Source organism: Rhodococcoides fascians A44A, assembly GCF_000760735.1.
GTDB classification, from domain to species: domain Bacteria; phylum Actinomycetota; class Actinomycetes; order Mycobacteriales; family Mycobacteriaceae; genus Rhodococcoides; species Rhodococcoides fascians_E.
Map to the genome: position 1 here is coordinate 769,235 of NZ_JMEX01000005.1, position 23,749 is coordinate 792,983.

Annotated in this window: 21 protein-coding genes and 1 pseudogene; 5 read left to right on the forward strand and 17 right to left on the reverse strand. The window is 66.5% G+C overall.

Features of this window, described 5'->3' with window-relative positions:
- Nucleotides 1-12: 12 nt before the first annotated feature.
- The 7 genes from BH95_RS07395 to BH95_RS07425 form a co-directional block, all read right to left on the reverse strand.
- Nucleotides 13-1,032, reverse strand: coding sequence for a methionine synthase (locus BH95_RS07395; protein WP_019664330.1), 1,020 nt, complete (start codon nucleotides 1,030-1,032; stop codon nucleotides 13-15).
- Complete coding sequence (gene mnmA / locus BH95_RS07400; protein WP_019664331.1) at nucleotides 1,029-2,120, reverse strand: tRNA 2-thiouridine(34) synthase MnmA; 1,092 nt, start codon at nucleotides 2,118-2,120, stop codon at nucleotides 1,029-1,031. The genes BH95_RS07395 and mnmA overlap by 4 nt, the downstream gene beginning before the upstream one ends.
- A complete protein-coding gene (locus BH95_RS07405) occupies nucleotides 2,120-3,358 on the reverse strand; it encodes a cysteine desulfurase family protein (protein ID WP_027498573.1) in 1,239 nt (412 codons plus the stop codon). The genes mnmA and BH95_RS07405 overlap by 1 nt, the downstream gene beginning before the upstream one ends.
- 120 nt (nucleotides 3,359-3,478) lie before the next feature.
- Nucleotides 3,479-4,420, reverse strand: a complete 942-nt coding sequence (locus tag BH95_RS07410; protein ID WP_019664333.1) for a lysophospholipid acyltransferase family protein — start codon at nucleotides 4,418-4,420, stop codon at nucleotides 3,479-3,481.
- A complete protein-coding gene (locus BH95_RS07415; protein ID WP_019664334.1) occupies nucleotides 4,417-5,247 on the reverse strand; it encodes a GNAT family N-acetyltransferase in 831 nt (276 codons plus the stop codon). The genes BH95_RS07410 and BH95_RS07415 overlap by 4 nt, the downstream gene beginning before the upstream one ends.
- Before the next feature lie 149 nt (nucleotides 5,248-5,396).
- Nucleotides 5,397-6,353 (reverse strand): electron transfer flavoprotein subunit alpha/FixB family protein, encoded by a 957-nt coding sequence (locus BH95_RS07420; protein WP_019664335.1) that lies wholly within the window; start codon nucleotides 6,351-6,353, stop codon nucleotides 5,397-5,399.
- A gap of 45 nt (nucleotides 6,354-6,398) precedes the next feature.
- Nucleotides 6,399-7,199 carry an electron transfer flavoprotein subunit beta/FixA family protein gene (locus BH95_RS07425; RefSeq protein WP_019664336.1) on the reverse strand — a complete coding sequence of 267 codons (801 nt, stop codon included), beginning with the start codon at nucleotides 7,197-7,199 and terminating at the stop codon, nucleotides 6,399-6,401.
- A gap of 221 nt (nucleotides 7,200-7,420) precedes the next feature.
- Here BH95_RS07425 and BH95_RS07430 point away from each other — a divergent pair, with 221 nt between their 5' ends.
- From BH95_RS07430 to BH95_RS07440, 3 genes are read left to right on the forward strand one after another with little or no spacing between them, the layout of a single operon-like run.
- Nucleotides 7,421-8,212 carry a class I SAM-dependent methyltransferase gene (locus BH95_RS07430; protein WP_019664337.1) on the forward strand — a complete coding sequence of 264 codons (792 nt, stop codon included), beginning with the start codon at nucleotides 7,421-7,423 and terminating at the stop codon, nucleotides 8,210-8,212.
- 32 nt (nucleotides 8,213-8,244) lie between these two features.
- The gene (locus tag BH95_RS07435; RefSeq protein ID WP_176458852.1) at nucleotides 8,245-9,795 is read left to right on the forward strand and encodes a 1,4-alpha-glucan branching protein domain-containing protein; all 1,551 of its coding nucleotides are present in this window, start codon (nucleotides 8,245-8,247) and stop codon (nucleotides 9,793-9,795) included.
- Complete coding sequence (locus BH95_RS07440; RefSeq protein ID WP_019664339.1) at nucleotides 9,792-11,039, forward strand: glycosyltransferase family 4 protein; 1,248 nt, start codon at nucleotides 9,792-9,794, stop codon at nucleotides 11,037-11,039. Before BH95_RS07435 ends, BH95_RS07440 begins: the two co-directional genes overlap by 4 nt.
- Here the strand turns inward: BH95_RS07440 and BH95_RS07445 are convergent.
- A complete protein-coding gene (locus tag BH95_RS07445; protein WP_037181501.1) occupies nucleotides 11,022-11,798 on the reverse strand; it encodes an acyltransferase in 777 nt (258 codons plus the stop codon). The two genes, BH95_RS07440 and BH95_RS07445, sit on opposite strands and share 18 nt — an antisense overlap.
- 303 nt (nucleotides 11,799-12,101) lie before the next feature.
- Between BH95_RS07445 and BH95_RS07450 the strand changes: the two genes are divergently transcribed.
- Nucleotides 12,102-13,412 carry an outer membrane protein assembly factor BamB family protein gene (locus tag BH95_RS07450; RefSeq protein WP_230594063.1) on the forward strand — a complete coding sequence of 437 codons (1,311 nt, stop codon included), beginning with the start codon at nucleotides 12,102-12,104 and terminating at the stop codon, nucleotides 13,410-13,412.
- On the opposite strand, the gene BH95_RS07455 is transcribed toward BH95_RS07450, so the two are convergent.
- The 5 genes from BH95_RS07455 to BH95_RS07475 are packed head-to-tail and all read right to left on the reverse strand — an operon-like array spanning nucleotide 13,379 to nucleotide 18,195.
- On the reverse strand, nucleotides 13,379-14,581 hold the full coding sequence (locus BH95_RS07455; RefSeq protein ID WP_037181502.1) for a THUMP-like domain-containing protein: 1,203 nt from the start codon (nucleotides 14,579-14,581) through the stop codon (nucleotides 13,379-13,381). The genes BH95_RS07450 and BH95_RS07455 overlap by 34 nt on opposite strands.
- Nucleotides 14,582-14,614: 33 nt before the next feature.
- Nucleotides 14,615-15,652 (reverse strand): class I SAM-dependent methyltransferase, encoded by a 1,038-nt coding sequence (locus BH95_RS07460; RefSeq protein ID WP_019664343.1) that lies wholly within the window; start codon nucleotides 15,650-15,652, stop codon nucleotides 14,615-14,617.
- 57 nt (nucleotides 15,653-15,709) lie between these two features.
- On the reverse strand, nucleotides 15,710-16,489 hold the full coding sequence (locus BH95_RS07465; RefSeq protein WP_019664344.1) for an enoyl-CoA hydratase/isomerase family protein: 780 nt from the start codon (nucleotides 16,487-16,489) through the stop codon (nucleotides 15,710-15,712).
- A 28-nt stretch (nucleotides 16,490-16,517) separates the two neighbouring features.
- Entirely contained in the window at nucleotides 16,518-17,318 is an 801-nt protein-coding gene (locus BH95_RS07470) for an NUDIX hydrolase (RefSeq protein ID WP_019664345.1), read from the reverse strand.
- A 34-nt stretch (nucleotides 17,319-17,352) separates the two neighbouring features.
- Nucleotides 17,353-18,195 (reverse strand): ABC transporter ATP-binding protein, encoded by an 843-nt coding sequence (locus BH95_RS07475; protein WP_020110358.1) that lies wholly within the window; start codon nucleotides 18,193-18,195, stop codon nucleotides 17,353-17,355.
- 31 nt (nucleotides 18,196-18,226) lie between these two features.
- On the opposite strand from BH95_RS07475, the gene glgX reads away from it, so the two are divergent.
- On the forward strand, nucleotides 18,227-20,380 hold the full coding sequence (gene glgX, locus BH95_RS07480; protein WP_037181503.1) for a glycogen debranching protein GlgX: 2,154 nt from the start codon (nucleotides 18,227-18,229) through the stop codon (nucleotides 20,378-20,380).
- Nucleotides 20,381-20,391: 11 nt separating this feature from the next.
- On the opposite strand, the pseudogene yczE reads toward glgX, so the two are convergent.
- The 4 genes and pseudogenes from yczE to BH95_RS29435 form a co-directional block, all read right to left on the reverse strand.
- Nucleotides 20,392-20,985, reverse strand: a pseudogene (yczE, locus tag BH95_RS30065) (membrane protein YczE); the annotation flags it as partial.
- Between the two features lie 114 nt (nucleotides 20,986-21,099).
- On the reverse strand, nucleotides 21,100-21,891 hold the full coding sequence (locus BH95_RS07490; RefSeq protein ID WP_020110360.1) for an aminoacyl-tRNA hydrolase: 792 nt from the start codon (nucleotides 21,889-21,891) through the stop codon (nucleotides 21,100-21,102).
- The gene (serB, locus tag BH95_RS07495; protein WP_051127719.1) at nucleotides 21,888-23,129 is read right to left on the reverse strand and encodes a phosphoserine phosphatase SerB; all 1,242 of its coding nucleotides are present in this window, start codon (nucleotides 23,127-23,129) and stop codon (nucleotides 21,888-21,890) included. Before serB ends, BH95_RS07490 begins: the two co-directional genes overlap by 4 nt.
- 130 nt (nucleotides 23,130-23,259) lie before the next feature.
- Nucleotides 23,260-23,749: cbb3-type cytochrome c oxidase subunit I (locus BH95_RS29435; protein ID WP_244164846.1), on the reverse strand; the 490-nt coding region annotated here is incomplete at its 5' end.

A 23,749-nucleotide genomic window follows, 5' to 3' on the forward strand; every position in this document is an offset into this window, starting at 1 on the left:
CTCGAGACGCTGCTAGAGCGAGTCGGGTGCGTCCTGAAAGGCGTCCGCGACATTGCCCGCCAGTTCGAGCGCCTGCCTGGCCCACTCCGGCGTCGCCCCGGCCAACCCACACGCGGGAGTGACCGACACCTGAGTCGACAGAACGGACCGCGGAAATCCGAGCCGGTCGACGAGTGTCACCGCGGGTGCCGCGACCTCACGCCACGTCGGCACCTTCTCCGGCCGCACCGCAGGCACGAGGCCGAGCATGATCGTCTTGCCCGCCTGAAGAAACTCTCCGATGCCGTCGAGGTCACGTGCGCCGAGCTGCGCCACGTCGAGTGCAGCGGCCTCCGCGGCGCTTCGGCGCAGCAGGTCCAACGGCACGTCCGCACCGCAACAATGCACGGCGGTAGGCACTCCGACCCCGCGCAGCACGGAGTCGATCAGATCCAACGCCTCGGGCTCCGGTACGGCCCGCACCGGATCGAGTCTGGTCACCCCCGACAGCGAACCAGCAAGAACTGCAGGCAAACTCGGCTCGTCGAGTTGCACCACGACATCGACACCCAGCCGTGACCGAAGCTCGGCGCACTGCTGCCGCAAGCCCTCGGTCAACGAACCCGCGAAGTCGCGAACCGCGCCCCGGTCGGTCAACACTCGGTGCGCACTGCGCAGCTCGACCTGGGCCGCCATCGTGAACGGACCTGCAGCCTGCACCTTCAACACGTGATGGGTCGCGGCGAAGCCACCCGTCTCCCAGAGTTCTTCGAGAACGTCGAGATCCTCGTGCAACAGATCTTCGGCGCGGCGACCCGTCAGAGACTTGCGCTGCGACACGCGGTAACCCGACGTGCGCACGTCGAGTTCGATGTCCACCATCAACGCGCCTGTCCTGCCGATGGTGTCCGCACCGAGTCCACGAGCCGGTAGCTCGACGATGTGCGGCAGTGCAGGCAGCTCACCGAGAACGATCGAGGACGCCTCTCGAACGTCGGTGCCGGGCCACGACCCGATGCCCGTCGCCAGCGCCCCGAAGACGCTGGCGCTCACTCGCTCTCGGAACGAGTGCCGGCAATGGTGGAACTGCCGATGACGATGTCGCCCTGGACGTCGCGGCGATACAACACAGCCGCTTGTCCCTTCGCCACTCCGGTCAGTGCACTGCGAAGCTGAATGTCCACTCCACCGTCGGCGGTTGCTTCCGCAACTGCTTCGGTGAGCCCACCGTGCGCGCGAACCTGCACGACACATTCGATCGGCCCCGTGGGTGCGACACCATCCGTCCAGATCGCACGGTCGCCGGTGATTCCCCACACGTCGAGGCGAGTAGCGGACCCGACGATGACGTTGCCGCTGTCCGGCTCGATAGCGGTGACGTACCGAGGCTTTCCATCCGCGGCAGGCCCGGACACGCCGAGCCCCTTGCGTTGACCGATCGTGAAGCCGTGCACACCCTCGTGGTCCGCCAGTTCCGCCCCCGTGTCAGCGTCGACGACCTTGCCGGGACGGATACCGATCTTCGCGCCGAGGAACGCACGCGTGTCACCCGACGGGATGAAGCAGATGTCGTGACTGTCCGGCTTGTCCGCCACCGCGAGTCCGCGTGCCGCGGCTTCCTCGCGGATCTCGGACTTGGGGGTGTCCCCGATGGGGAACATCGCCCGGGAAAGCTGATTGTGCGTCAGAACCGCCAACACGTAGGACTGGTCCTTGTCGGCGTCGACGGCACGGCGCAACACGCCGTCGTGCAGCTGGGCGTAGTGCCCCGTGGCCACGGCGTCGAATCCGAGGGCGAGCGCACGGTCGGCGAGCGCGGAGAACTTGATCTTCTCGTTGCACCGCAGGCACGGATTGGGCGTCTCGCCCGCAGCGTACGACTCGACGAAGTCGTCGATGACGTCTTCCTTGAATCGGTCGGCGAAGTCCCACACGTAGAACGGGATCCCCAGCACGTCCGCGGCTCGGCGCGCATCCCCGGCGTCTTCCTTGGAGCAGCAACCGCGGGAACCGGTGCGCAAGGTCCCGGGCTCGGTCGACAGTGCGAGATGGACGCCGACGACGTCATGGCCCTCGTCGACTGCGCGGGCAGCCGCCACTGCCGAATCCACTCCGCCGCTCATTGCAGCCAGTACACGCATCAGCGCTGTCCTCCCCGAGCTCCTACGCTCGCCAATCCCGCTGCGCGGGCTCGTTCGATTACTTGCGGCAACGCTGCCAGCAGTGCGTCCACGTCGTTGTCGGTCGATTCCGGTCCGAGCGAGAAACGCAGCGATCCACGGGCGATCGACGGATCCGCGCCCATCGCGATCAACACGTGACTGGCGCTGGCCACACCGGCGGTGCAGGCGGACCCCGTCGAACATTCTATGCCCGCCGCATCCAGCAGCATCAGCAGGGAATCTCCCTCGCAGCCGGGGAAGGTGAAGTGGGCGATACCCGGTAGCCGTCGATCGTCGATCGGGCCGTTGACGATCACCTCCGGATCGATCGCACGCACGCCCCTGACCATCTTCTCGCGCAACCGCTCCGCATTCGCATGACGGGTGTCGAGGTGGGCGACGGTGTCCTCGAGCGCCGCGGCCATCGCGACGACCGACGCGGTGTCGTGCGTACCGGATCGGACGTCACGCTCGTGGCCGCCTCCGTGCAACAGCGGGACACACGCCGTCGTGCGTCCCAGCAGCAGGGCACCGACGCCCTGAGGTCCGCCGAACTTGTGCGCAGCGACACTCATGGCGGACAGGCCGCTGGCGCCGAAATCGACGCGCAGGTGCGGGATGGCCTGAATCGCGTCGCTGTGCATCGGCACGTCGTACTCCCGAGCGATCGCGGACAGCTCGGCAATCGGCATGATCGTGCCGACTTCGTTGTTCGCCCACATGATGGTCACCAACGCAGTCCGATCCGCCCCGACGGCCAGCTCCGCACGGAGGGTGTCCGGGTGGACTCGGCCCCGAGAATCGACCTCGAGCCAGGTGACCTCTGCGCCCTCGTGGTCAGCGAGCCACTCGACTGCGTCGAGGACCGCATGATGCTCGACGGCGCTGGCGATGATTCTGGTCTTCGACGGATCCGCATCACGGCGAGCCGCGAAGATCCCCTTCACCGCGAGGTTGTCGCTCTCCGTTCCCCCTGAGGTGAAGATCACCTCGGACGGGCGCGCTCCGAGGTGTTCGGCGATCGATTCCCTCGACTCCTCGACCCTCCGGCGGGCGGCCCTGCCGGATCCGTGCAGCGAGGACGCATTCCCGACGGTGGCGAACACTGCCGTCATCGCTTCGATGGACGCGCGGGACATGGGCGTCGTCGCAGCATGATCGAGGTACACGGGTGCACTCGCGCGGGGGGCAGCAGCCGAACTGCGGGCAGAAGGCATAACGCGTCCAGGATAGCCGGTGATCACCGGTGACCCTCGCACCCGTGACACCCCCCACCCGTGACACCTGCCCCCGTCACACCTGCCCAGCCGCGACACCCGTCCAGCCGAGGTTCCTGCTCAGCGGTGCGCGGGGCGCTCCGGGGCTCGGACGACGTCGAGGGTGACGACATCGTGCACGGTCGGGTCGAGCCGATCGCCGGATCGCGCCGCCGCCTCGCACCGCCTCGCGAGATCCCGACGATCGGAGCCCGGCGCCTCGGGAGCGGTCAGTTCCACGCGCGCGACGACTCCTTTCAGCCGCAGGATCCGGCCGATCGACTGACCGATGGTCTCGTCGCCGACGAAGCACGTCGCCGTCGTACGAGCAGAATTTCCGTCTACGTACGCGAGCCGGACCGGCTGCACCCAGGTCTCGGTGTCGATCGCGGCCTGGAACATCGCAGGCCGGAACGAGCCGTACGCCTGTCCGCACCAGGTCGTCGCTTCCGGGAACACCACGACCGTTCCACCGCCACGCAGCCTGTCCGCAACCTGGTCGACGGTCCCCGGGAGCGCACGCAGTTTCTGCCGGTGAATGGGAAGCACCTTCATTGCCCTGGCCAACAGGCCCAGTACCGGCCACTCGATCAGGTCGCCGCGGGCGACGAACGTCGCCGGTCGCAGTGCCGTCAGGACCAGTACGTCCGTCCAGGAAATGTGTCCGGCCACGACGAGCGCGCCGTGTTCGGTACGGGAGCGTTCCCGATCCGACCGCGGGTCGTGGACGCAGAGCCCGATACCGACGGCGAACAGCAACATCCGCGCACCGAATCGAGTGACGCGCCTGCGCAGTCGGGGTGAGACCACACCGACGGCGATCAGTACCGGAAGTAGCGCGACCGCGAACAGCGCGACCAGAATGCGCAGTGCGACCACCACCGAACCCACGGTTGCGCTCCCGCGCGCGATGCAGCCGTCTCCGCACGGGCTGGACGGCATCCACGCATGATCCACCACCTGTTCCGTCACGGCCGATTCGGCCGCGCGGCCGGACGAGTCGACGATGTTCGACGCGGTCATCCCTGTCCCCTCGTCTCGTAGGTGTTGGCCGCGCTCCTCAACCGGTCCAGGTACCGAGTGTTGGCATCGCTCAGCCCGAGCAGTGCGACGAAATCCGCGACACCGAAGTCGGGGTCGTGCGACGGTTCTCCGCACACCACCGCGTTCAGTCGCAGGTATCCGCGAAGCAGCGGAGGGATCGATGTGCGAGCAGGGGCCACGATCTCGTCGAGACCGCGGCCGTCGACCACGACGGGGTTACGTGGGATCACGCGGCGGTCGGGTGCCGATCCATGCTTGTCCAGCAGGAAGTCGCGGACGCCTCGGACGTTCGCCCCCGGAACGTCGTCGGCGGACGCCTGCATGGGTACCGATACGCATCCCATGACCCATTCGAGGCCGGTCACTTCGAGGTAGTGCAGGATTCCAGCCCACATGAGTCCGAGGACGGAGCCGGATCGATGCTCGGGCCGCACGACGGCGCGTCCCATCTCGACTACCGAGGATGCGGACGGATTCAGGGCTGTGAGATCGAATTCCGTTGCGGTGTAGTAACCCCCGGCTGCGATGGCGGCGTCGGGAGTGAGCATGCGGTAGCAACCGACGAAGTCGTCGGTTGTGTTGTCGCGGACGAGAAGATGGTCGCAGAATTCGTCGAAGCGGTCGGCGTCGCGGCCGCTGGGATCTCGGGGGATGTCGTATCCGGGTTCGGACGCGAACACGTCGTAGCGGAGTTTCTGAGCGGCGTCGCGATGATCTCGGTCGGTGGACAGGACGAGCGAATAGCGGTCGGCGGCGGCTCGGCCCTTCGTGGCCGTCTCGGGCACGGACGATGCACGCGAGTTCATGACTGAAGTGGTCATGCAAGTTGTCTAACGAGCCGCGGCCACGTCAGCGCATCAGGTGGGTAACGTGTCCGAACACGTTGCGTGAACGACAGAAACGCCCCCACCCCCCGAAACGGGGAGGCGGGGGCGTGTCGTCTGTCCGGGCGAGATCAGCCCTTGTGCTTCTTCACCGCTTCGGTGAGCTGAGGTGCGACGTTGAACAGGTCGCCCACGATGCCGTAGTCGGCGATCTCGAAGATGGGTGCTTCTTCGTCCTTGTTGACTGCGACGATGGTCTTCGAGGTCTGCATTCCGGCGCGGTGCTGGATGGCGCCGGAGATGCCGAGTGCGATGTAGAGCTGCGGGGAGACCGTCTTACCGGTCTGACCCACCTGGAACTGACCCGGGTAGTAACCGGAATCCACCGCTGCACGCGACGCACCGACGGCCGCGCCGAGCGAATCGGCCAGGTCCTCGACGACGTTGAACTTGTCCGCGCTGCCGACGCCACGGCCACCGGACACGACGACGGTCGCTTCGGTGAGTTCCGGGCGGTCGCCTCCGACGATCGGGTCACGCGAGGTGACCTTGACGACGCCGTCTTCCTGTGCCGGTACCTCGACGGTTTCGCGGCTACCCGCGCCTGCCTTCGGCTCGGCTTCCACGGCACCCGGACGCAACGAGATGACGGGGACGTCTCCGTTGGCCTTCGCCTCGACGGTGAACGCGCCACCGAAGATCGAGTAGGTGGCACTGCCGTCGCCGTTCACGGCGATGACGTCGTTGTGCAGCCCGGAGCCCAGGCGCGCCGCGAGGCGTCCCGCGACTTCCTTGCCTTCGATGCTGGCTGCGGTGATGATCGCGGCGGGCGAGACGGACTCGGCGAGTGCCGAGAGTACGTCGACCTTGGGGGTGATGATGAAGCCGTCGATGTCGTCGGACTCTGCGGCGTAGATCTTCTCCGCGCCTGCCTCGGTCAATGCGTCGGCCAGCTTGTCGGTGGTACCGGCGGGACCGGTGACGACTGCCGACGGCTCGCCGAGTGCACGGGCCGCGGTGATCAGCTCGGTGCTGACCTTCTTGAGGGTTCCCTCGACGTGCTCCACGAGCACGAGTACTTCTGCCATGACTTGCTCTCCTTAAGTGGTCTGCGCGGCGTTACGTCGGCGGGATCAGATGATCTTCTGGCCTACGAGGTAGGTGGCGATCTTGTCGCCGCCGTCGCCCTCGTCGGTGACCCGCTCGCCTGCAGTCTTGGGAGGCTTGGGGGTGGACGACGTGACGGTCGTTCCTGCGTTCTCCACGCCGACGATGCCGTCTTCGACGCCGATCTCGGCGAGCGTGATGGTCTGCACCGTCTTCTTCTTCGCGGCCATGATGCCCTTGAAGGACGGGAAGCGCGGCTCGTTGATCTTCTCGGTGACGCTGACGATGGCCGGCAGTGCTGCCTCGAGGCCGAAGATGCCCTCGTCCGTCTCGCGCTCGCCCGACACGGTGCCGTCGGCGACGGTCAGCTTGCGGAGCTGGGTGAGAGCGGGAATCTGGAGGTACTCGGCGATGATCGCCGGTACAGCGCCCGTACGGCCGTCGGTGGCCTCGTTACCCGCGATGATCAGATCGGCGGGCTCGTCGTTCTCGAACGCGACGTTTCCGAGCGCAGCTGCAAGCGCGTACGCAGTCTGGATGGCGTCGGACCCGTGGAGCGACGGGTCGTTGAGGTGCACGGCGCTGTCGGCACCCATGGACAGAGCCTTGCGGATGGCATCGGTGGCGCGGTCGGGGCCTGCGGACAGCACCTTCACCTCGCCGCCCTGTGATTCCTTGATGAGCAGGGCTTCTTCGACGGCGCGCTCGTTGATCTCGTCGAGAACGGCGTCGGCTGCCTCGCGGTCGAGCGTGTAGTCACCGTCGGTGAGTTTGCGCTCGGACCACGTGTCGGGAACCTGCTTGATCAAAACAACGATGTTCGTCATGGGTCTGCGTCGACCTCCTGGTCATGTTCCGCTGATTCGTAGGGTGAATCGGGTCGTGCCTTATGGGTTCTTGCTGTTCTAGGCCCTGCCGTAGATTACCCCATGTTTAGTTACTGGTGGGTAACTTACCGCATTTCCGATCCGACAATACATCCGCCCCCTCCTGATCGGACGCCACTGCCGATGGTTCTTCTCCGTACCTAGGCACTACCCTCTCGTCGGTGAGCGAATCATCGACAGCCAACGCGGACGCACCGCTCCCCCTCACCGGCGAGCGCACGGTTCCTGGCATCGCGGAGGAGAACTACTGGTTCCGCCGACACGAGGTCGTGTACGAGCACCTGCTGGGGCGGTGCCGGCACCGCGTCGTCCTCGAGGCGGGATCGGGAGAAGGGTACGGCGCCAACATGATCGACGCCGTTGCCGAGTCGGTCACCGGCGTGGACTACGACGCAGGCGCCGCCGCTCACGTGCACGATCGGTATCGCGGAGTCCGCATGCTCCGCGGCAATCTGGCGCAGCTGCCCCTTCGCGACGACTCGGTGGACGTGGTCGTCAACTTCCAGGTGATCGAGCATCTGTGGGATCAGGGGCAGTTCCTCGACGAGTGCTTCCGGGTCCTCCGCCCGGGTGGAGAGTTGCTCGTCAGTACACCGAATCGCATCACGTTCTCCCCGGGGCGAGACACTCCGTTGAATCCGTTCCACACGCGCGAGCTGAACGCCGACGAGTTGTCGGAGCTGCTGGAACAGGCCGGTTTCACCGTCGACGTGATGACCGGTGTTCATCACGGGTCCACGCTGCGCGATCTCGACTCCAAACACGGAGGGTCGTTCATCGACGCTCAGATCGAGCGCGCACTCGCCGGGGAGCCCTGGCCGGCAGCCCTCTCGGCCGATGTCGCATCGATCACCACGGCAGATTTCGACATCCACCCGACGGACATGGACGGGAGCCTCGACCTGGTCGCCGTCGCGATCAAGCCTCACGGCGGAGCTGCGGTGAGCGGGTGAGCACACCTTCACCGAAGGTGACCGAACCGGGCATGTTCGCTCTGGTTCTGCACTCGCACCTGCCCTGGCTCGCCAATCACGGCCGATGGCCGGTCGGCGAGGAGTGGTTGTACCAATCGTGGGCGGACTCCTATCTGCCGCTGACGGACATGCTCTCGACGCTCGCCGACGAGGGACGTACCAACCTGCTCTCGCTCGGAATCACGCCGGTGCTCGCCGCTCAACTCGACGACCCGCATTGCCTTGCGGGGATGCATCATTGGCTCGGAAACTGGCAGCTGCGCGCACACGAGGCAACCGATCGCGCGATGTCGATCCGCGAACACAGAAGCGCTGCACGGGCACTCGACACATTCGAAACGAAATGGCGGCACGGCGGATCACCGGTCGTTCGCACACTCGTCGACGCAGGAACGGTCGAACTGCTCGGCGGTCCCCTCGCCCACCCCTTCCAACCGCTGCTCGATCCGAGACTGCGCGAATTCTCGCTGTCCGAGGGGCTTTCCGACGCGGCGAGGCGGTGGGGCACACGGCCCACCGGCATCTGGGCACCAGAGTGTGCGTACGCACCGGGGATGGAAGTCGGATACGCAGACGCAGGGGTCACCCATTTCATGGTCGACGGCCCATCCCTGCGAGGCGACACGACGCTCGGGCGACCGGTGCGAGAATCCGACGTCGTCGCGTTCGGGCGCGATCTCGAGGTCAGCTATCGCGTGTGGTCGCCGAAATCCGGTTACCCCGGGCACGCCTCGTACCGCGACTTCCACACCTACGACCATGCGACCGGGCTCAAGCACGCCCGTGTCACCGGGCGAACCGTCGACTCGGCCGACAAAGAGCCCTACGATCCAGCCGCCGCGTCCGCCGCGATCGACATCCACGTCGCGGATTTCGTCGACACGGTCAGGCGCAGGCTCCGCTCCGAGTCCGATCGCATCGGTCGACCCGCACTCGTCGTGGCGGCGTTCGACACGGAACTGTTCGGCCACTGGTGGTTCGAGGGCCCGGTGTGGCTCGAACGCGTCCTGCGAGCCCTGCCGGAAGCCGGGATCGACGTCGGAACCCTGGACGACGCTCGCACCAAGGGATTCGTCGGCGCACCGGTCCAGTTGACCGAGTCCTCGTGGGGGTCGGGCAAGGACTGGCGCGTGTGGAACGGAGACGCCGTACGCGATCTGGTTGCACTGAACGCCGAGGTGGTCGAGGCAGCACTGAGCGCACTCGACGGTCAGCGCACGATGGACGGGCAGCGATCGGGCATGCCCGAATTGCGCAACAGGGTGAACGACCAGATTCTGCGTGAGACACTCAACACGGTTGCCAGTGACTGGGCGTTCATGGTCAGCAAGGACACGGCGGCCGGATATGCGCGTCAGCGCGCGCATGTTCACGCCCACGCTCTCCGGGAGATCGCGGACGCGGTCCGCGGTGGTCGTCACGACGACGCGGAGCGGCTCGCACGCGGGTGGAACCAGGCAGATGGGCTGTTCCCGGCGCTCGACGCTCGTCGAGTGGCAGGAAAGTACGACCCGAAGAACCTGCAGCACGGATCGGGAGCTCGGAGGGGAGCACTGAAGTGAAGATTCTGATGGTCTCGTGGGAGTACCCGCCGGTCGTCGTCGGAGGGCTGGGCCGACACGTCCATCATCTGGCTACCGAGCTCGTCTCCGCCGGGCACGAAGTCGTCGTTCTGGCGCGCCGCCCGACGGGCACCGATGCGTCGACCCATCCCACGCACCATCGCATCGACGACGGCGTCCTGGTGGTCGCGGTGGCCGAGGATCCCGCACACTTCGTCTTCGGCGAGGACATGCTGGCGTGGACCCTTGCCATGGGACACGCGATGGTTCGCGCCGGAATCGCACTCGGCAAACCGGGCCTTGGCGACGGCTGGCAACCCGACGTGGTCCACGCGCACGACTGGCTGGTGGCGCACCCTTCCATCGCGCTCGCCGAACACTTCGACGTCCCCCTCGTCTCGACGATCCACGCCACCGAGGCGGGCAGGCACAGTGGCTGGATCTCCGGCACGATCAATCGTCAGGTGCATTCCATCGAATGGTGGCTGGCCAACGATTCCGACGCGGTCATCACCTGTTCGGCGTCGATGAAGGACGAGGTCACTCGACTGTTCGGGATTCGCGACTCGGCGGTGTCGGTCATCAGGAACGGCATCGACATCCGCACGTGGAACTTCCGTCCTCGCCAGCCTCGCCAGGAACCCGCCACACTGCTGTACGTCGGCCGTCTCGAATACGAGAAGGGCATACAGGACGTCATCGCCGCCATGCCGCGCATCCGTCGGAGCCATCCCGGCACCACGCTGCACATCGCAGGCGAGGGAACGCAGTTCGCGTGGCTGGCGGAGCTCGCCCGGACGCATCGGGTGACCCGCGCAGTCTCGTTCCTCGGATCGCTCGACCACACGGAACTGCTGTCCTGGCTCCATGGAGCCGACGCGATCGTCCTACCCAGCCGCTACGAGCCCTTCGGCATCATCGCTCTCGAAGCCGCCGCAGCGGGAACCCCGCTGGTGGCGTCGACTGCCGGCGGGCTGGGTGAAGCGATCGTCGACGGCGTGACCGGTCTGTCCTTCGAGCCGTCCGACGTCGCAGGCCTCGCCGCTGGGGTTCGGCGCGTTCTCGACAACGTCGATGCAGCTCAGGAGCGTGCGCACGCTGCCCGCGAGCGGTTGACCGTCGACTTCGACTGGAAGCACGTCGCGGAAGCCACCGCCCAGGTCTATCTGGCCGCGAAACGGAAGGTGCGGTATCCGCTCGCGCGGCCCACAATCGTCGAACGCGCTCTACCCGAGCGCAGTTGAGTCGCCGCGCGCAGCTTCCGCCGCCCTGAGTGCTTTCTTGCGTTCGATGTCCTCGAGCGCAGCGATGTATTTCGCGCGCTCGGCAGCACCGGCTTCCCAGTCGGCCTTGCGGTTGCGGACCACCTTGGCCGGTGCGCCGACGGCGATGCTGTAATCCGGTACGACACCTTTGACGACGGCGTGTGCACCGAGCACACATCCGCGGCCGACGCTGGTCTCGCGTAGAACCGTCACCTTGGCGGCGATCCAGGTGTCGGGACCGATCCGGACCGGTCCCTTGACGATCCCCTGGTCCTTGATCGGTGTGGTGACGTCTTCCATCCGATGGTCGAAATCGCAGATGTAGCACCAGTCCGCAACGAGCGTCGACGCACCGATCTCGATGTCGAGGTAGGTGTTGACGACGTTGTCCTTGCCGAAGACCACTTTGTCGCCGATCCGCAGCGATCCTTCGTGGCAGCGAATGGCATTGCCGTCGCCGATGTGTACCCATCGCCCGATCTCCAGCCGGGACAACTCGGGAGTCGAATGGATCTCGACGTTCTTGCCCAGGAACACCATTCCCCGAAGCACGACATGAGGATTGGCAGCCTTGAACCGAGCGAGCCGGTAGTACCGAACGAGGTACCACGGTGTGTAGGCCTTGTTCTTCAGCACCCAGCGGAGCGAATCGCGGGTGAGGAACCTGGCCTGATCCTCGTCGCGTCGTCGGGATCCCCGCCAGCGTGAACGCAGCGGCGCGTTCCACATGCTCGTCATAGCCGTCCACCCTAGCGGCACTGCAGGGTGACTCGGAACGACCCGGGGACGGCAGGAGTGGAGCTTGCGGAACGACCCGGGGACGGCAGGAGTGGAGCCTGCGGAATGACCCGGGAGGGCAGGAGTGGAGCTTGCGGAACGACCCGGGGACGGCAGGAGTGGAGCTTGCGGAACGACCCGATAGGGCACGAGTGGAGCCTGCGGGACGATCGGTGTGGACCGCTTTGGCCATCGCGACGGTGGCCGGGATAGTCTCTGTCCTTGAATCATGTGCGTCGGACACGGTCGAGGAGAAGTAACAAGGTGCTTGGCGGTAGAGCTGGTGTGGCTCGCGTGGTGTCGCTGGCGACCGTTGCAGCCCTGACCGCCGCGGCGTGCGGCGGGGGCGGCGAGGCAATCGACGCCTTCGCGCCCGACGGGTGGCCTGTCGTGCACGGTGACTCCCGGAACAGCAGCTCCACCGAGCATGTCGGACTGTCGGACGTTCGGTTCGCGTGGTCGCGGCCGCTGGGGGCGACGACGTCGTCGCCGGTGTCGATCGCGGCGAGCGGTCAGATGTTCGTCTCGACGTTCGGTGAGGCCGGGTGCAATCTCTTCTCGTTCGAGATCGAGTCGGGCCGTAAGCGTTGGTGCAACCGTGTGGGGCCGTCCGTGGGCACCGAGACACCTCTGGTCGATTCCGTGGCCAATGTGTACGTCGGCGACGACGGTGGGTTCTCGTCGTTCAACGAGCACGGTCAATTGCGTTGGCGCACTCCCACCAACGGCGTTCCACGTTCTGCGCAGTTCCTCGGTGACGGCAGCGTTCTGGCTGTGACGCAGTTCGGTCAGATCAATGTCCTGGACACCCAGACCGGCAAGTCCGTCGTGCCGATCCACGATCTGATCGACCCTCCCGACTTCCTGGCCGAGCCCGGCGCCGATTTTCTTCCGCCTGCAACCGGTCTCGATGCGTGCGCGTCGGGTTCCGCCGAGTGCGCGGTGGCGGCCACGCCTGCCGTGGACCTGGATGCGTCGAACATCTATCTCGTTCTGTGGCGTTCGGGTGCCGTTGCACCGCAGTTGATCTCGCTGCACTACGACGCGGAGGCGACACCGTCGATCACGGAGCGTTGGTCGTCGGAACTGCTCCCGGCCGGAGTGTCGTCGAGTCCTGTTCTGTCGGAGGACGGCTCGACGATCTATCTCGCCGACGTCGACGGCCGGGTGTCCGCGTTCGACGCCTCGAACGGTGCGCAGCGGTGGACGTTCGGAGCCGGATTCGGTGCGAGCAACACACCATCGGTCGCGGGCGACGGTTCGATCGTCCCGTCGGGCGGCGAGGGGTCGGTGCGCTCCATCCGCGACGACGGCACCAGCGCGAGTGTCTCGTGGTCGCGAGATGATCTGCAGCAGTTGGGTACTCCGGTGAGCACCGCCGACGGCCGCATCGTCACGGTCGTCGGCCGCGGTGACGACGTAGTACTCGTTGCGCTGGACTCGGCGAGCGGGGAGACGGTGTCCGAGCAGGTGCTCGACGGCGCCTCCGGCTCCACGGTCGGTACGTCGATCGGGCCGGACGGCCAGGTGGTCACGTCGACCTACCTCGGCGAGATCTTCACCTTCACGTCCTGATCGGTCCTGCCCGGGCGACGAGCCTGGCAGACGAACGCCACACCGGACCGGCCGATCCGCGTGATGATCACCGACAGTGCTGTGTCCCCCTTCAGCTTCAGTCGGGGCCGTAGCACTGCGGGGTCGACGTCCACGCCACGCACCAGGATCTCCACCGATCCGCATCCGTGCGCGGCAAGGGCCTGCCGCAACGATTTCTCCGAGTACTTGATCCGGTCGAGGATGCGGAATCCGTTCACGCCCTCGGGCACCGCGTTGCCGGTCAGGTATGCGATGCGGGGATCGAGTTGCCACAACCCGTGCCGAGCCCCGTAGTGACGAACGAGACCTGCGCGGACGATGGCTCCGTCGGGGTCGATCAACCACTCCCCGGGTTCGGCGGAGTCGATGTCGTCGGGCTCGGAATCGGTGATCTCGTAGGCGGATCCGTCGGAACTCAGTACCGACGCGCGCCGTGTGATCGACGTCGTGGACAGGCCGTCGGACCACAGGCACGCTTCCTTGACCCCGCCGTCGAGCGACACCAGTTCGACTTCACCGGCCCACCCGAGTGAGTCGAAATCCAAACCGGGAGCGCACTTGACGACGAGATCGCGGCCGGAGTACGTCTCGATCAGGTCCGGTAGCGGCGGCTGCAGAGCCGCAGGGTCATGGGTGCGTCTGCCTCCGGAACGTCGCCCGGGGTCGGCGAGCACGACGGTGCCGCGGGACACGGGGACGAGTGCGTCGGCGCGAACGACCGACGCCGCCGGAACGTTGTGACGTGCCATGCGCAACCGCACCGGGTCGAGGTCGCTTCCCAGCACGGTCCGTGCGGTACGGACCAACGAGTCCAGTTCGGTGCCGATCGAGCAGGTGACGTCGTGCACGTCGCGGCCCGCGAGCCGCTCGGCACGGCGCCGCGCCACGATCGTCGGCGTCGCCTGCTGCACGGCGTCGTCGGTCAGCAGCCATGACTCGGCACCGTCGAGCTTGCCCGACGCCTTGCGCCGCACGGTGGTGGTCTCGACGAGCACGGCGGAGTTCTCGCCGAACCTGCTGCGTGCCGCGGTGACGTCCGCGAGCATGGATTGCCTGGTCAGCGCCCGGCCGGACATCCAGTCGAGCGCACCGACGCCGACATCACCGGTGAGGTAGTCGATGTCGGCGTCGGTGAAGGTGTAGCTCATGACAGTGCCGATACGTTCAGCGAGTGCGAACGGTCAGGACGGCTTCACACCGGTGATCATCACGTTGTAGAAGAATCCACGCGGCACGACGTGCTTGAGCACGTTCTCGTCGACCCAGCTGAGTGTCTTCCAGCCGCCGAACGCGAACTTGGCCCAGTTCCATCCCAGCTTCTCGGCGGGAACTGCTGCTTCGAACGTTCGGACCGGCCAGCCGAGCAGCGCTGCGGCGAACTCTTCCGTTCGCGCCTCGACGTCGACGGCACCCGCGCTCGCCGCGATGTTCTCGAGATCGCTCGGATCGAACGTGTGCAGGTCGACGACGGCTTCGAGAGCCGCGGCCCGCGAGGACTCGTCGAGTTCCTCCTGCGGCTTGCGCCAGCTCTCCAGGAACGGCAGTTTCGTGATTCGCGTGGTGGTTTCCCACGTAGCGCGGCCCAACCACCGAGCGTAGAAGTTTCCGACCGTCGTCGGCTCGCCGGCGAACACGAAGCGGCCCCCGGGCTTGAGCACGCGGAGTACCTCGCGGAGCGACTGCTCCACGTCCGGAATATGGTGCAGCACGGCGTGTCCGACGACGAGATCGAACGTGTTGTCCTCGTACGGGATGGTCTCCGCGTCCGCGACACGGCCGTCGACGTCGAGGTTCAGGTGCTCGGCGTTGCGCAGTGCCACCTTGACCATGCCCGGCGACAGGTCCGTGACCGAACCCTTCTTCGCGATACCCGCCTGCATGAGGTTCAGCAGGAAGAACCCGGTCCCACACCCCAGTTCGAGTGCGCGACCGTACGGCAGCGCGTCCTGCGCGTCGGGAGCGGAGCCGACCGCTTGATCGAACCGTCCGCGGGCGTAGTCGATGCAGCGCTCGTCGTACGAGATGGACCACTTGTCGTCGTACGTCTCGGCCTCCCAGTCGTGGTAGAGGACCTGGGCGAGCTTGGTGTCGCTCCGCGCGGCCTCCACCTGCTCCGCCGTGGCGTGCGGGTTGGGCGCGGGGTCCGGTACGACGTGGAGGCTGGAATCAGCGCCGGCCGCCTTGGTGTCGGACGAACCGTCGTGAGGGCTTGCAGTCATGAGGGCAGCCTACTATCCGGTAGGAAATGAACAAGTTCCAGTTTCGTGGTCAGGCGGTCACTCGCCGGTGAAGTCGGCCTTGCCCGGTCCGTTGGCGATGAACGACTCCATGCCGATGGTCCGATCCTTCGTCGCGAACAGAGCGGCGAACTGCTGAGCTTCGATCTTCAGGCCCGTGTGCAGATCCGTGTCGAGGCCCTGATCGATCGACGCCTTGGCCGCAGCCAGCGCCCGCGAAGCACCCTTGGTGAACTGCGACGCCCATTTTCTCGCGGCGTTGTACACCTCGTCCGGGGCGACGACCTCGTCGACCAGTCCGATGCGGAGCGCTTCCTCGGCTCCGACGAATCGACCGGTGAAGACCAGATCCTTGGCCTTGCTCGGACCCACGAGCCGTGCCAACCGCTGGGTACCGCCGCCGCCGGGGATGACGCCGAGAAGCACTTCCGGCACACCGAGTTTCGCATTGTCGCCCGCAATTCGCCGGTCGGCGCTCAACGCGACCTCGAGGCCACCTCCGAGTGCGTAACCCGTGATCGCCGCGACGACGGGTTTGGGGATCTCGGACACCGACCCGAGTGCGGACTGCAGATCCCCGATGATGTCGGTCATCTGCGCAGGCGACAACTCCACCATTTCCTTGATGTCCGCACCGGCGGCGAAGACCTTCTCGCCGCCGTAGACGATGACAGCCTTGACCGATGAATCGATCGTCGCGGCACGCGCGGCGGCCCTGATCTCCTCTTGCACCTGACGGTTCAACGCGTTCATCGGTGGTCGGTCCAAGCGGATGGTGCCGATACCGTCGGATACCTCGAGATTCACGAACTCAGCCATGTCCGCACACGCTACCGGGTGCCCGGTGTCATCTCCCCGACCACGGGTGCGCACTGCCCGCGTAGTAGGCCTCGTGGTCGGGAAACTCGACCCGCAGTTCCCCGTCGACGTGGTAGAGGTTCGGCTGGATGGGAGTGATGACCGGTTCCGCGGCAAGGACGTCGGACACCGAGTCGAAGGCCGACAACCCGGCCAGTTGACTCCACGTGGGGGGAAGCAGAATCGTCCGTCCGCCGCGCCAGTCGTCCAGGGCCGATTCGAGTGACCGCCACCCGACCGACGCGGCCTCGCGCGTGTCACCGTCGGCGATCTGCCCTTCGGGCGTGACCGCGACGAAGAAGTGGGTGTCGTAGCGGCGCGCCTCGCCGTTCGGCGTGATCCAGTTGGACCACGGTCGCAGCAGGTCGGTCCGCAGGACCAGACCGTGGCGCTCGAGGAAGGCTGCGAAGGTGAGTTCGTGCCGTTCGAGTGCCGCCCGGTCGTCGGCGTAGACGGAGGTGTCACGCACAACCGAGTCGGGTGTCGGACCGGCGAGCAGCACTCCGCATTCCTCGAACGTCTCGCGGGCCGCCGCGCAGACGAGTGACGCAGCTCTGCGTTCGTCGACGCCCAGCCTGCTTGCCCACCACGAGGCATCGGGCCCTGCCCAGGCCAGGTCGGCGTCACCGTCGGACGCGTCGACGCCGCCGCCGGGAAACACCGTCATGCCGCCCGCGAACGCCATGCCGGACACGCGCTCGAGGAGGAACACCTCGATTCCGGCCGTGGCATCGCGGACGAGGATCACGGTCGACGCGTCCCGGGCGGGCACAACTTCGGTCGGAGTCATCCTCGGAAACTACAACGTCCGATTGTCGGACGTGTCACCGGCGGTGCTGCCCGGCAGCCCGTGTCCGCCGAGCGAAGAAACGCCCGTCGACCCGATCGAGAGTGATCGACTGGCTGAATGCCTCCGTCAGGTTCTCGGCGGTGATCACGTCGTCGACGAGCCCCTGCGCCACCACACCACCTTCCTTCAGCAGCAGTGCGTGACTGAAGCCCGGGGGAATCTCCTCGACGTGGTGGGTGATCAGAACGGTGGCCGGTGCGTCGGGATCGGCGGCGAGATCCGCCAGTCGCGCGACGAGTTCCTCGCGGCCGCCCAGGTCGAGACCCGCGGCGGGCTCGTCGAGCAGAAGGAGTTCGGGGTCGGTCATCAACGCACGGGCGATCAACACGCGCTTGCGTTCGCCTTCGGACAACGTTCCGTACGTCCGCTGCGACAGATGTTCGGCTCCGAGACTCTCCAGCATGTCCACCGCGCGCTCGGTGTCCATGTCGTCGTACCGTTCACGCCACCGTCCCAGCACGCTGTATCCGGCGGACACGACCAGATCGCTCACCGTCTCGTCGGCAGGGATGCGATGAGCGAGAGCCGACGACGACAGTCCGATGCGCGTCTTGAGATCAGCGACGTTGGCCTTCCCCATCACTTCACCGAGGACGTGTGCGGTGCCCGACGTCGGATGCACCTCGGCGGCTGCGATCCGCATCAGGGAGGTCTTGCCCGCCCCGTTGGGTCCGAGCACCACCCATCGTTCGTCGAGTTCCACCTGCCAGGTGACCGGGCCGACCAGCGTCACCCCACCTCGCCTGATGAGTACGTCGTTGAAATCGATGAGCAAATCGGGATCCGGTTCAGACACGTGATCTATCTTGTCGCACATCCATCCCCCACACACGGCAGGATCTCGAAGCGTGTCGCCCTTCATTGATCACACCGACGATCGTCCCGCCTCCCGCGAGGAGTCCTCTCCTCCGGGCTCTCCGTTTCCGTTGGGAGCTACTGCGTCGGTAAGTGGTACGCAATTCGCGGTCCACTCGCCCGAGGCCGACGGCGTCGAGGTATGCCTTGTCGATCCCGACGGCTCCGAACGGCGCGTCGAACTTCGGGAGAAGACCTTCGGGATTCGGCACGGTTTCGTCCCCGGCGTGACCCCCGGCACCAGATACGGGTTCCGAGCGCACGGTCCGTGGGACCCGGCGGGCGGGCGACGCTTCAACGGCCGGAAGATTCTTCTCGACCCCGCGGGCCGGCAGATCGCCGGGCAGCTGGGCGACGCGCATGCCCTTCTCCCCTACGACGACGAGCCGTTCGGGCAACCGAGCACAGTCGATTCGCTCGGGCACATGCCGTTGTCGGTCGTCACCGACCCGGCCGTCCTGCGCGAGGTCGTCCGGCCGTCCGTTCCCTGGGATCGAACCGTGCTGTACGAGCTCCACGTCGGCGCCTACACCGCCAGGCATCCGGACGTACCCGCGCAGCACCGAGGGACGTACCTGGGCCTCACGGCACCCGCGGTACTCCGACACCTGACCACACTCGGCGTGACAACGGTGGAACTTCTTCCGGTGCAGGCGATGTCGACCGAACCCGACGTGCGGGCACGGGGAATGCGTAATCACTGGGGATATTCGACGGGTGCGTTCTTCGCGCCCGATCCACGTTTCGCGTCCGAACCCGGCGCCGAGGTGACCGAGTTCAAGACGATGGTCGACGTACTGCACAGCGCCGGAATCGAAGTCGTGCTCGACGTCGTCTACAACCACACGTGCGAGTCGTCGGTGTCCGGGCCGTCGATCAGCTGGCGCGGACTCGACGCGCCGGGTTACTACCTGCTGGACGGTCGCGGTTACGACGTCGACATCACCGGGTGCGGCAACACACTCGACTCCGCGTCGCCCGCCGTGGTGCGCATGGTCTGCGACAGCCTGCGGTACTGGACCGAGGTCATGGGAGTCGACGGCTTCCGATTCGATCTCGCCAGCACGCTGGGCCGGCCGGGAGGGTGGCGATTCGATTCCCGCGCACCCCTCCTCACAGCCATCACGACCGATCCGGTTCTCTCACGAGTCAAGCTCATCGCCGAGCCGTGGGATGCAACGGGAGCCGGCTATCAAGTGGGTGGATTCGGCCCGATGTGGTCCGAATGGAACGACCGCTATCGCGACACGATCCGCCGATTCTGGGCGGAACAGATCGGTGTGCGCGAGCTCGCGTCACGGCTCGCCGGATCCGAGGACATCTACGGCGGTGGCAGCCGAAAGCCCTGGGCATCGATCAATTTCGTCACCGCCCACGACGGCTTCACCGCCCGGGACCTCGTGTCGTACTCGCGCAAGCACAACGAGGCCAACGGCGAGGAGAACCGCGACGGGACCGACAACAACATCTCGGTCGACCACGGCGTCGAAGGACCGACGGACGACCCGGCCGTCACCGGTGCTCGAGCCCGCCACGTACGCGCGCTGCTCGCCACCCTTGCACTGTCCACCGGAACGCCGATGCTGCTCGCCGGAGACGAACTGGGACACACGCAGTTCGGCAACAACAACGCGTACTGCATCGCCGAGGACGCACCAGCCGAGGACGCGTGGGCGATCGACTGGTCGAACGTCGATTCCGATCTCGTCGCGTTCGTCTCACGCCTGCTGCGCATCCGACGAAGCGCACCGTCGCTCCGGCAGCAGGAATTCTTCTTCGGACGGGACACCCCGTCGGGCCGACCGGACCTGGTCTGGTTCGACGGACACGGCAGCGAGTTGACGACCGAACAGTGGAACGACGACTCCGTCCGCACCATCCAGGCGTGGGTCGACGGCGGCGACGTCCGGTCCTACGAGCCGGACGGCGTGCGCGTCGACGACGACAGCTCACTGCTGATCGTGCACTCCGGTGGTCCGACGGAGATCTCACTGGCCTGCCCGTCGTGGGCTGCCCGACGATTCGCGCCGGTGTTCGATTCGGCCGAACCACGCGGAATTCCGACCGACGCGGCGTCCGTCGAAGCCGGATCGGCGATCTCGCTGACCGGACCGGGTGTGCTCGTGTTCCGCAGCGACGGCAGGTAAGTCATGAACAGTTGAACGAGGGGTCCGATTCCGAACGCGTACAGCAGGGTCCCGACCCCGACAGTGCCGCCCAGGAGCCACCCCGTTGCCACCACCGCCAACTCGATGCACGTGCGAATCAGTCGCACGGACAGTCCGGTTCGCGCGACGAGTCCCGTCATCAACCCGTCGCGCGGACCCGGCCCCATGCCCGCACCGATGTACAGCGCAGTCGCGAAGGCGTTCACGACGATTCCGGTCACCAACAGCGCGATGCGGACGGCCATGTTCCCTACCTCCGGGAGCCAGTGCAGCGTGGCGTCCACCGCGATCGCAATGACCACGACGTTGCTGACGGTCCCCAGTCCGGGCTTCTGGCGCAACGGAATCCACAGGAGCAGAACGACGGCGCCGGTCAGTGCGGTGATCGCGCCGAAGCTCAACGGCACGTGCCGGCTGACTCCTTGATGGAACACATCCCACGGATCGAGGCCGAGACCGGCCGTCACCATCAACGCCATGGACGCTCCGTAGAGCCACAGTCCGACGTAGAGGGCAACCAGTCGGATCGTCAGTTCTCTGCGTGCGCGCGGCGGCACCGGTGTGTCGAGCTTCGTCCTTCTCATTCACCCAGTGTCGTTCTGATCTGGCGCTTGCCGAAACATCCAGTTTTCAGGCAGTGGACCCCTCCGACCGGACGTGGACGCTGTACGGCGGCGTGATCGTCGGGTCCGTGGAGACTACGGTCGGATTGCCGCGACTACCGTCATCGAGCCGGGCGCCACCTCGGTGAACCCCGCATCCCGCACGGCCACGGCCTGACCTGCCTCGACCAGCGCACGCGCTCGGCGCCACTGCTGCTCGTCGGCGTCACGCACGGAACAGGCGAACCCGGTGTGCGCCCAGTCCTGGCACTGCTCCGGAGTCATCGCGCCCGCGAGCAACATCGACGCGTGTCCGACCTGGGCGGCGGCTTTCCCCACCGTCATCTCGAGGGCTGGATCTATCCACAGCACCGGTACTCCCGGTGTCGGTGCACCCGCATCATCGTGCGCGACATCGGTGCCGCCGATCTGCAGACGCTTCACGCGAGGATCCAGATCACCCACCCTGCCGGGAACGAAAGCGCGGGCGTGCGCGCCGCCGACGTCGACGGTCAGTCCGGGAACGTCCTGCGCAGCGGTCCAGTGCGCACCCCGCGCGCGCCTGGCGACCTTGCGGATTCTCGACCCGGTCCACGCGAGGAAGCGGTCCTCCCACTCGCCGCCGGATCCGACACGTTCGTCCAGACACACCGCGACGGCCGCGGCCGCGGCGGCTTCCAGCAGACTGCTGCGCGGCGGCGGATCCGCCTTGGGGATGTGCAGAACAACGGCCATCGCCAGCACGTCCGCGGGATCCTCCGGATCGGCACGACCGCCGTAGCCCCGGGCCAGCACCGCATGCCGCTCGGCGAACGTGCTGAGCGAACTCTCGGCGGTCGCCTCCATCGGCCCGGCGCCGGGCACCGGGGTTTCCGGGATGTCGCTCACAGGATCGGGACTCGCCTGACGCCGCCGTCGACGGCGTCCGCAGCTTCGATTTCACTACGTGTCACGCCCAACATGAACAGGACCGCGTCGAGGTACGGGTGCGAGATCGCGGTGTCCGCGATCTCGCGCAACGCAGGCTTCGCGTTGAACGCCACTCCGAGACCCGCGGCTGTCAGCATGTCGATGTCGTTCGCTCCGTCTCCGACGGCCACCGTCTGTTCCATCGGAACACCGGCCTGGGCCGCGAACTCGCGCAACGCTGTCGCTTTGGCAGCTCGGTCGACGATCTCGCCGACCACACGCCCGGTCAGTTTGCCGTCGACGATCTCGAGTGTGTTCGCCTTGACGAAATCCAATTCCAGCTCGTGAGCGAGTCCCTCGATGACCTGACGGAAACCACCAGAGACGACGCCGCAGGCGTACCCGAGACGACGCAGCGTACGAATGGTCGTGCGGGCACCCGCCGTCAGCTCGAGTTCGTCGGCGACGTCTTCGATGACGGACGCGTCGAGTCCGGCCAATGCCTGCACGCGTTGGTGCAGCGACTCGGTGAAATCGATCTCGCCGCGCATGGCGGATTCGGTGACCGCTCGAACCTCGGCCTCACGTCCGGCTTTGGCGGCCAGCATCTCGATCACTTCGCCCTGAACCAGCGTCGAGTCGACGTCGAAGACGATGAGTCGCTTGGAGCGGCGCGCGATGCCTGCTCGTTCGACGGCCACGTCGACACCGACGCCCGCCGCGACCTCGGACAGACCTTTTCTGAGTTGACGGTCGGCGTCGGGCGACGTGTTGGTGGCCGTGACGTCGAGTTCGAGACCCGTGACCGGATAGTCGGCGACTCCACGAATGGAGTCGATGTTGGCACCCTGTCTCGCGAGCTCGCGCGAGATGCTGCTGAAGGCCCGAGCGGTGACCGGACGGCCGAGGACGACGACGACGTGAGTCGCGAGACTCCGACTGCCCACCGGGTCGGCACCGATCTCGACGTCGACGTGGACGCCGACGGTGGACATGGCCTCCTCCAGCTCGTCCTGCAGTGCCTCGGGATCGCGTGGGCACGACAGCAGGACGCCGAGAGTCAGACGGCCGCGGATGACCACCTGCTCCACATCGAGGAGGCTCACCTCGTGACGCGAGAGCGCCGCGAACAGAACCGAGGTGACGCCAGGTTTGTCGGGCCCGGTGACGGTGACGAGTACAGCGATGTCCTCGGTAGCGAAACCTCTGTCAGGCACCGATTCTCCCTTCGCGACGACGCTGACCTCGGTGGTGCGTCGCCATTCTTGCTGCTTCACTGATCAGATTGTCGCAAGCGAAGAGCCCCGCCCGAGTTCCGGGAGGGGCTCTTGCCGACTGACTGGATGTTTACTTGGGGTCGTGGTCGCCGGATCCTTCGTGGTCGCTCGTCGCGATAGGTGCGCGACGTGCCTGTTCGAGGACTTCGGTGGTGTGTCCGCCATGGCTGCCTGGTCCGACGTGGGCTTCGGCGCGGAGGCGTTCGACCATGTGCGGGTAGTGCAGTTCGAACGCGGGACGCTCGGAACGGATCCGGGGCAGTTCGGTGAAGTTGTGCCGCGGCGGCGGGCAGGAGGTCGCCCATTCCAACGAGTTGCCGTATCCCCACGGATCGTCGACGGTGACCACTTCGCCGTACCGGTAGGACTTGAAGACATTCCACACGAACGGCAACGTCGACGCACCGAGCACGAACGCCCCGATCGTGGAAATGATGTTGAGTGTGGTGAACCCGTCCGACGCCAGGTAATCGGCGTACCGACGCGGCATACCCTCGTTCCCGAGCCAGTGCTGCACCAGGAACGTGCCGTGGAACCCGAAGAACGTCAACCAGAAATGC

Coding starts and splice junctions, on each gene's coding strand:
- mnmA (WP_019664331.1), bottom strand. CDS start 2,120: ATGCGTGTACTGGCTGCAATGAGCGGCGGAGTGGATTCGGCAGTGGCG.
- BH95_RS07405 (WP_027498573.1), bottom strand. CDS start 3,358: ATGCCTTCTGCCCGCAGTTCGGCTGCTGCCCCCCGCGCGAGTGCACCC.
- BH95_RS07410 (WP_019664333.1), bottom strand. CDS start 4,420: ATGACCGCGTCGAACATCGTCGACTCGTCCGGCCGCGCGGCCGAATCG.
- BH95_RS07415 (WP_019664334.1), bottom strand. CDS start 5,247: ATGAACTCGCGTGCATCGTCCGTGCCCGAGACGGCCACGAAGGGCCGA.
- BH95_RS07420 (WP_019664335.1), bottom strand. CDS start 6,353: ATGGCAGAAGTACTCGTGCTCGTGGAGCACGTCGAGGGAACCCTCAAG.
- BH95_RS07425 (WP_019664336.1), bottom strand. CDS start 7,199: ATGACGAACATCGTTGTTTTGATCAAGCAGGTTCCCGACACGTGGTCC.
- BH95_RS07435 (WP_176458852.1), top strand. CDS start 8,245: ATGTTCGCTCTGGTTCTGCACTCGCACCTGCCCTGGCTCGCCAATCAC.
- BH95_RS07445 (WP_037181501.1), bottom strand. CDS start 11,798: ATGACGAGCATGTGGAACGCGCCGCTGCGTTCACGCTGGCGGGGATCC.
- BH95_RS07455 (WP_037181502.1), bottom strand. CDS start 14,581: ATGAGCTACACCTTCACCGACGCCGACATCGACTACCTCACCGGTGAT.
- BH95_RS07460 (WP_019664343.1), bottom strand. CDS start 15,652: ATGACTGCAAGCCCTCACGACGGTTCGTCCGACACCAAGGCGGCCGGC.
- BH95_RS07465 (WP_019664344.1), bottom strand. CDS start 16,489: ATGGCTGAGTTCGTGAATCTCGAGGTATCCGACGGTATCGGCACCATC.
- BH95_RS07470 (WP_019664345.1), bottom strand. CDS start 17,318: ATGACTCCGACCGAAGTTGTGCCCGCCCGGGACGCGTCGACCGTGATC.
- BH95_RS07475 (WP_020110358.1), bottom strand. CDS start 18,195: ATGTGCGACAAGATAGATCACGTGTCTGAACCGGATCCCGATTTGCTC.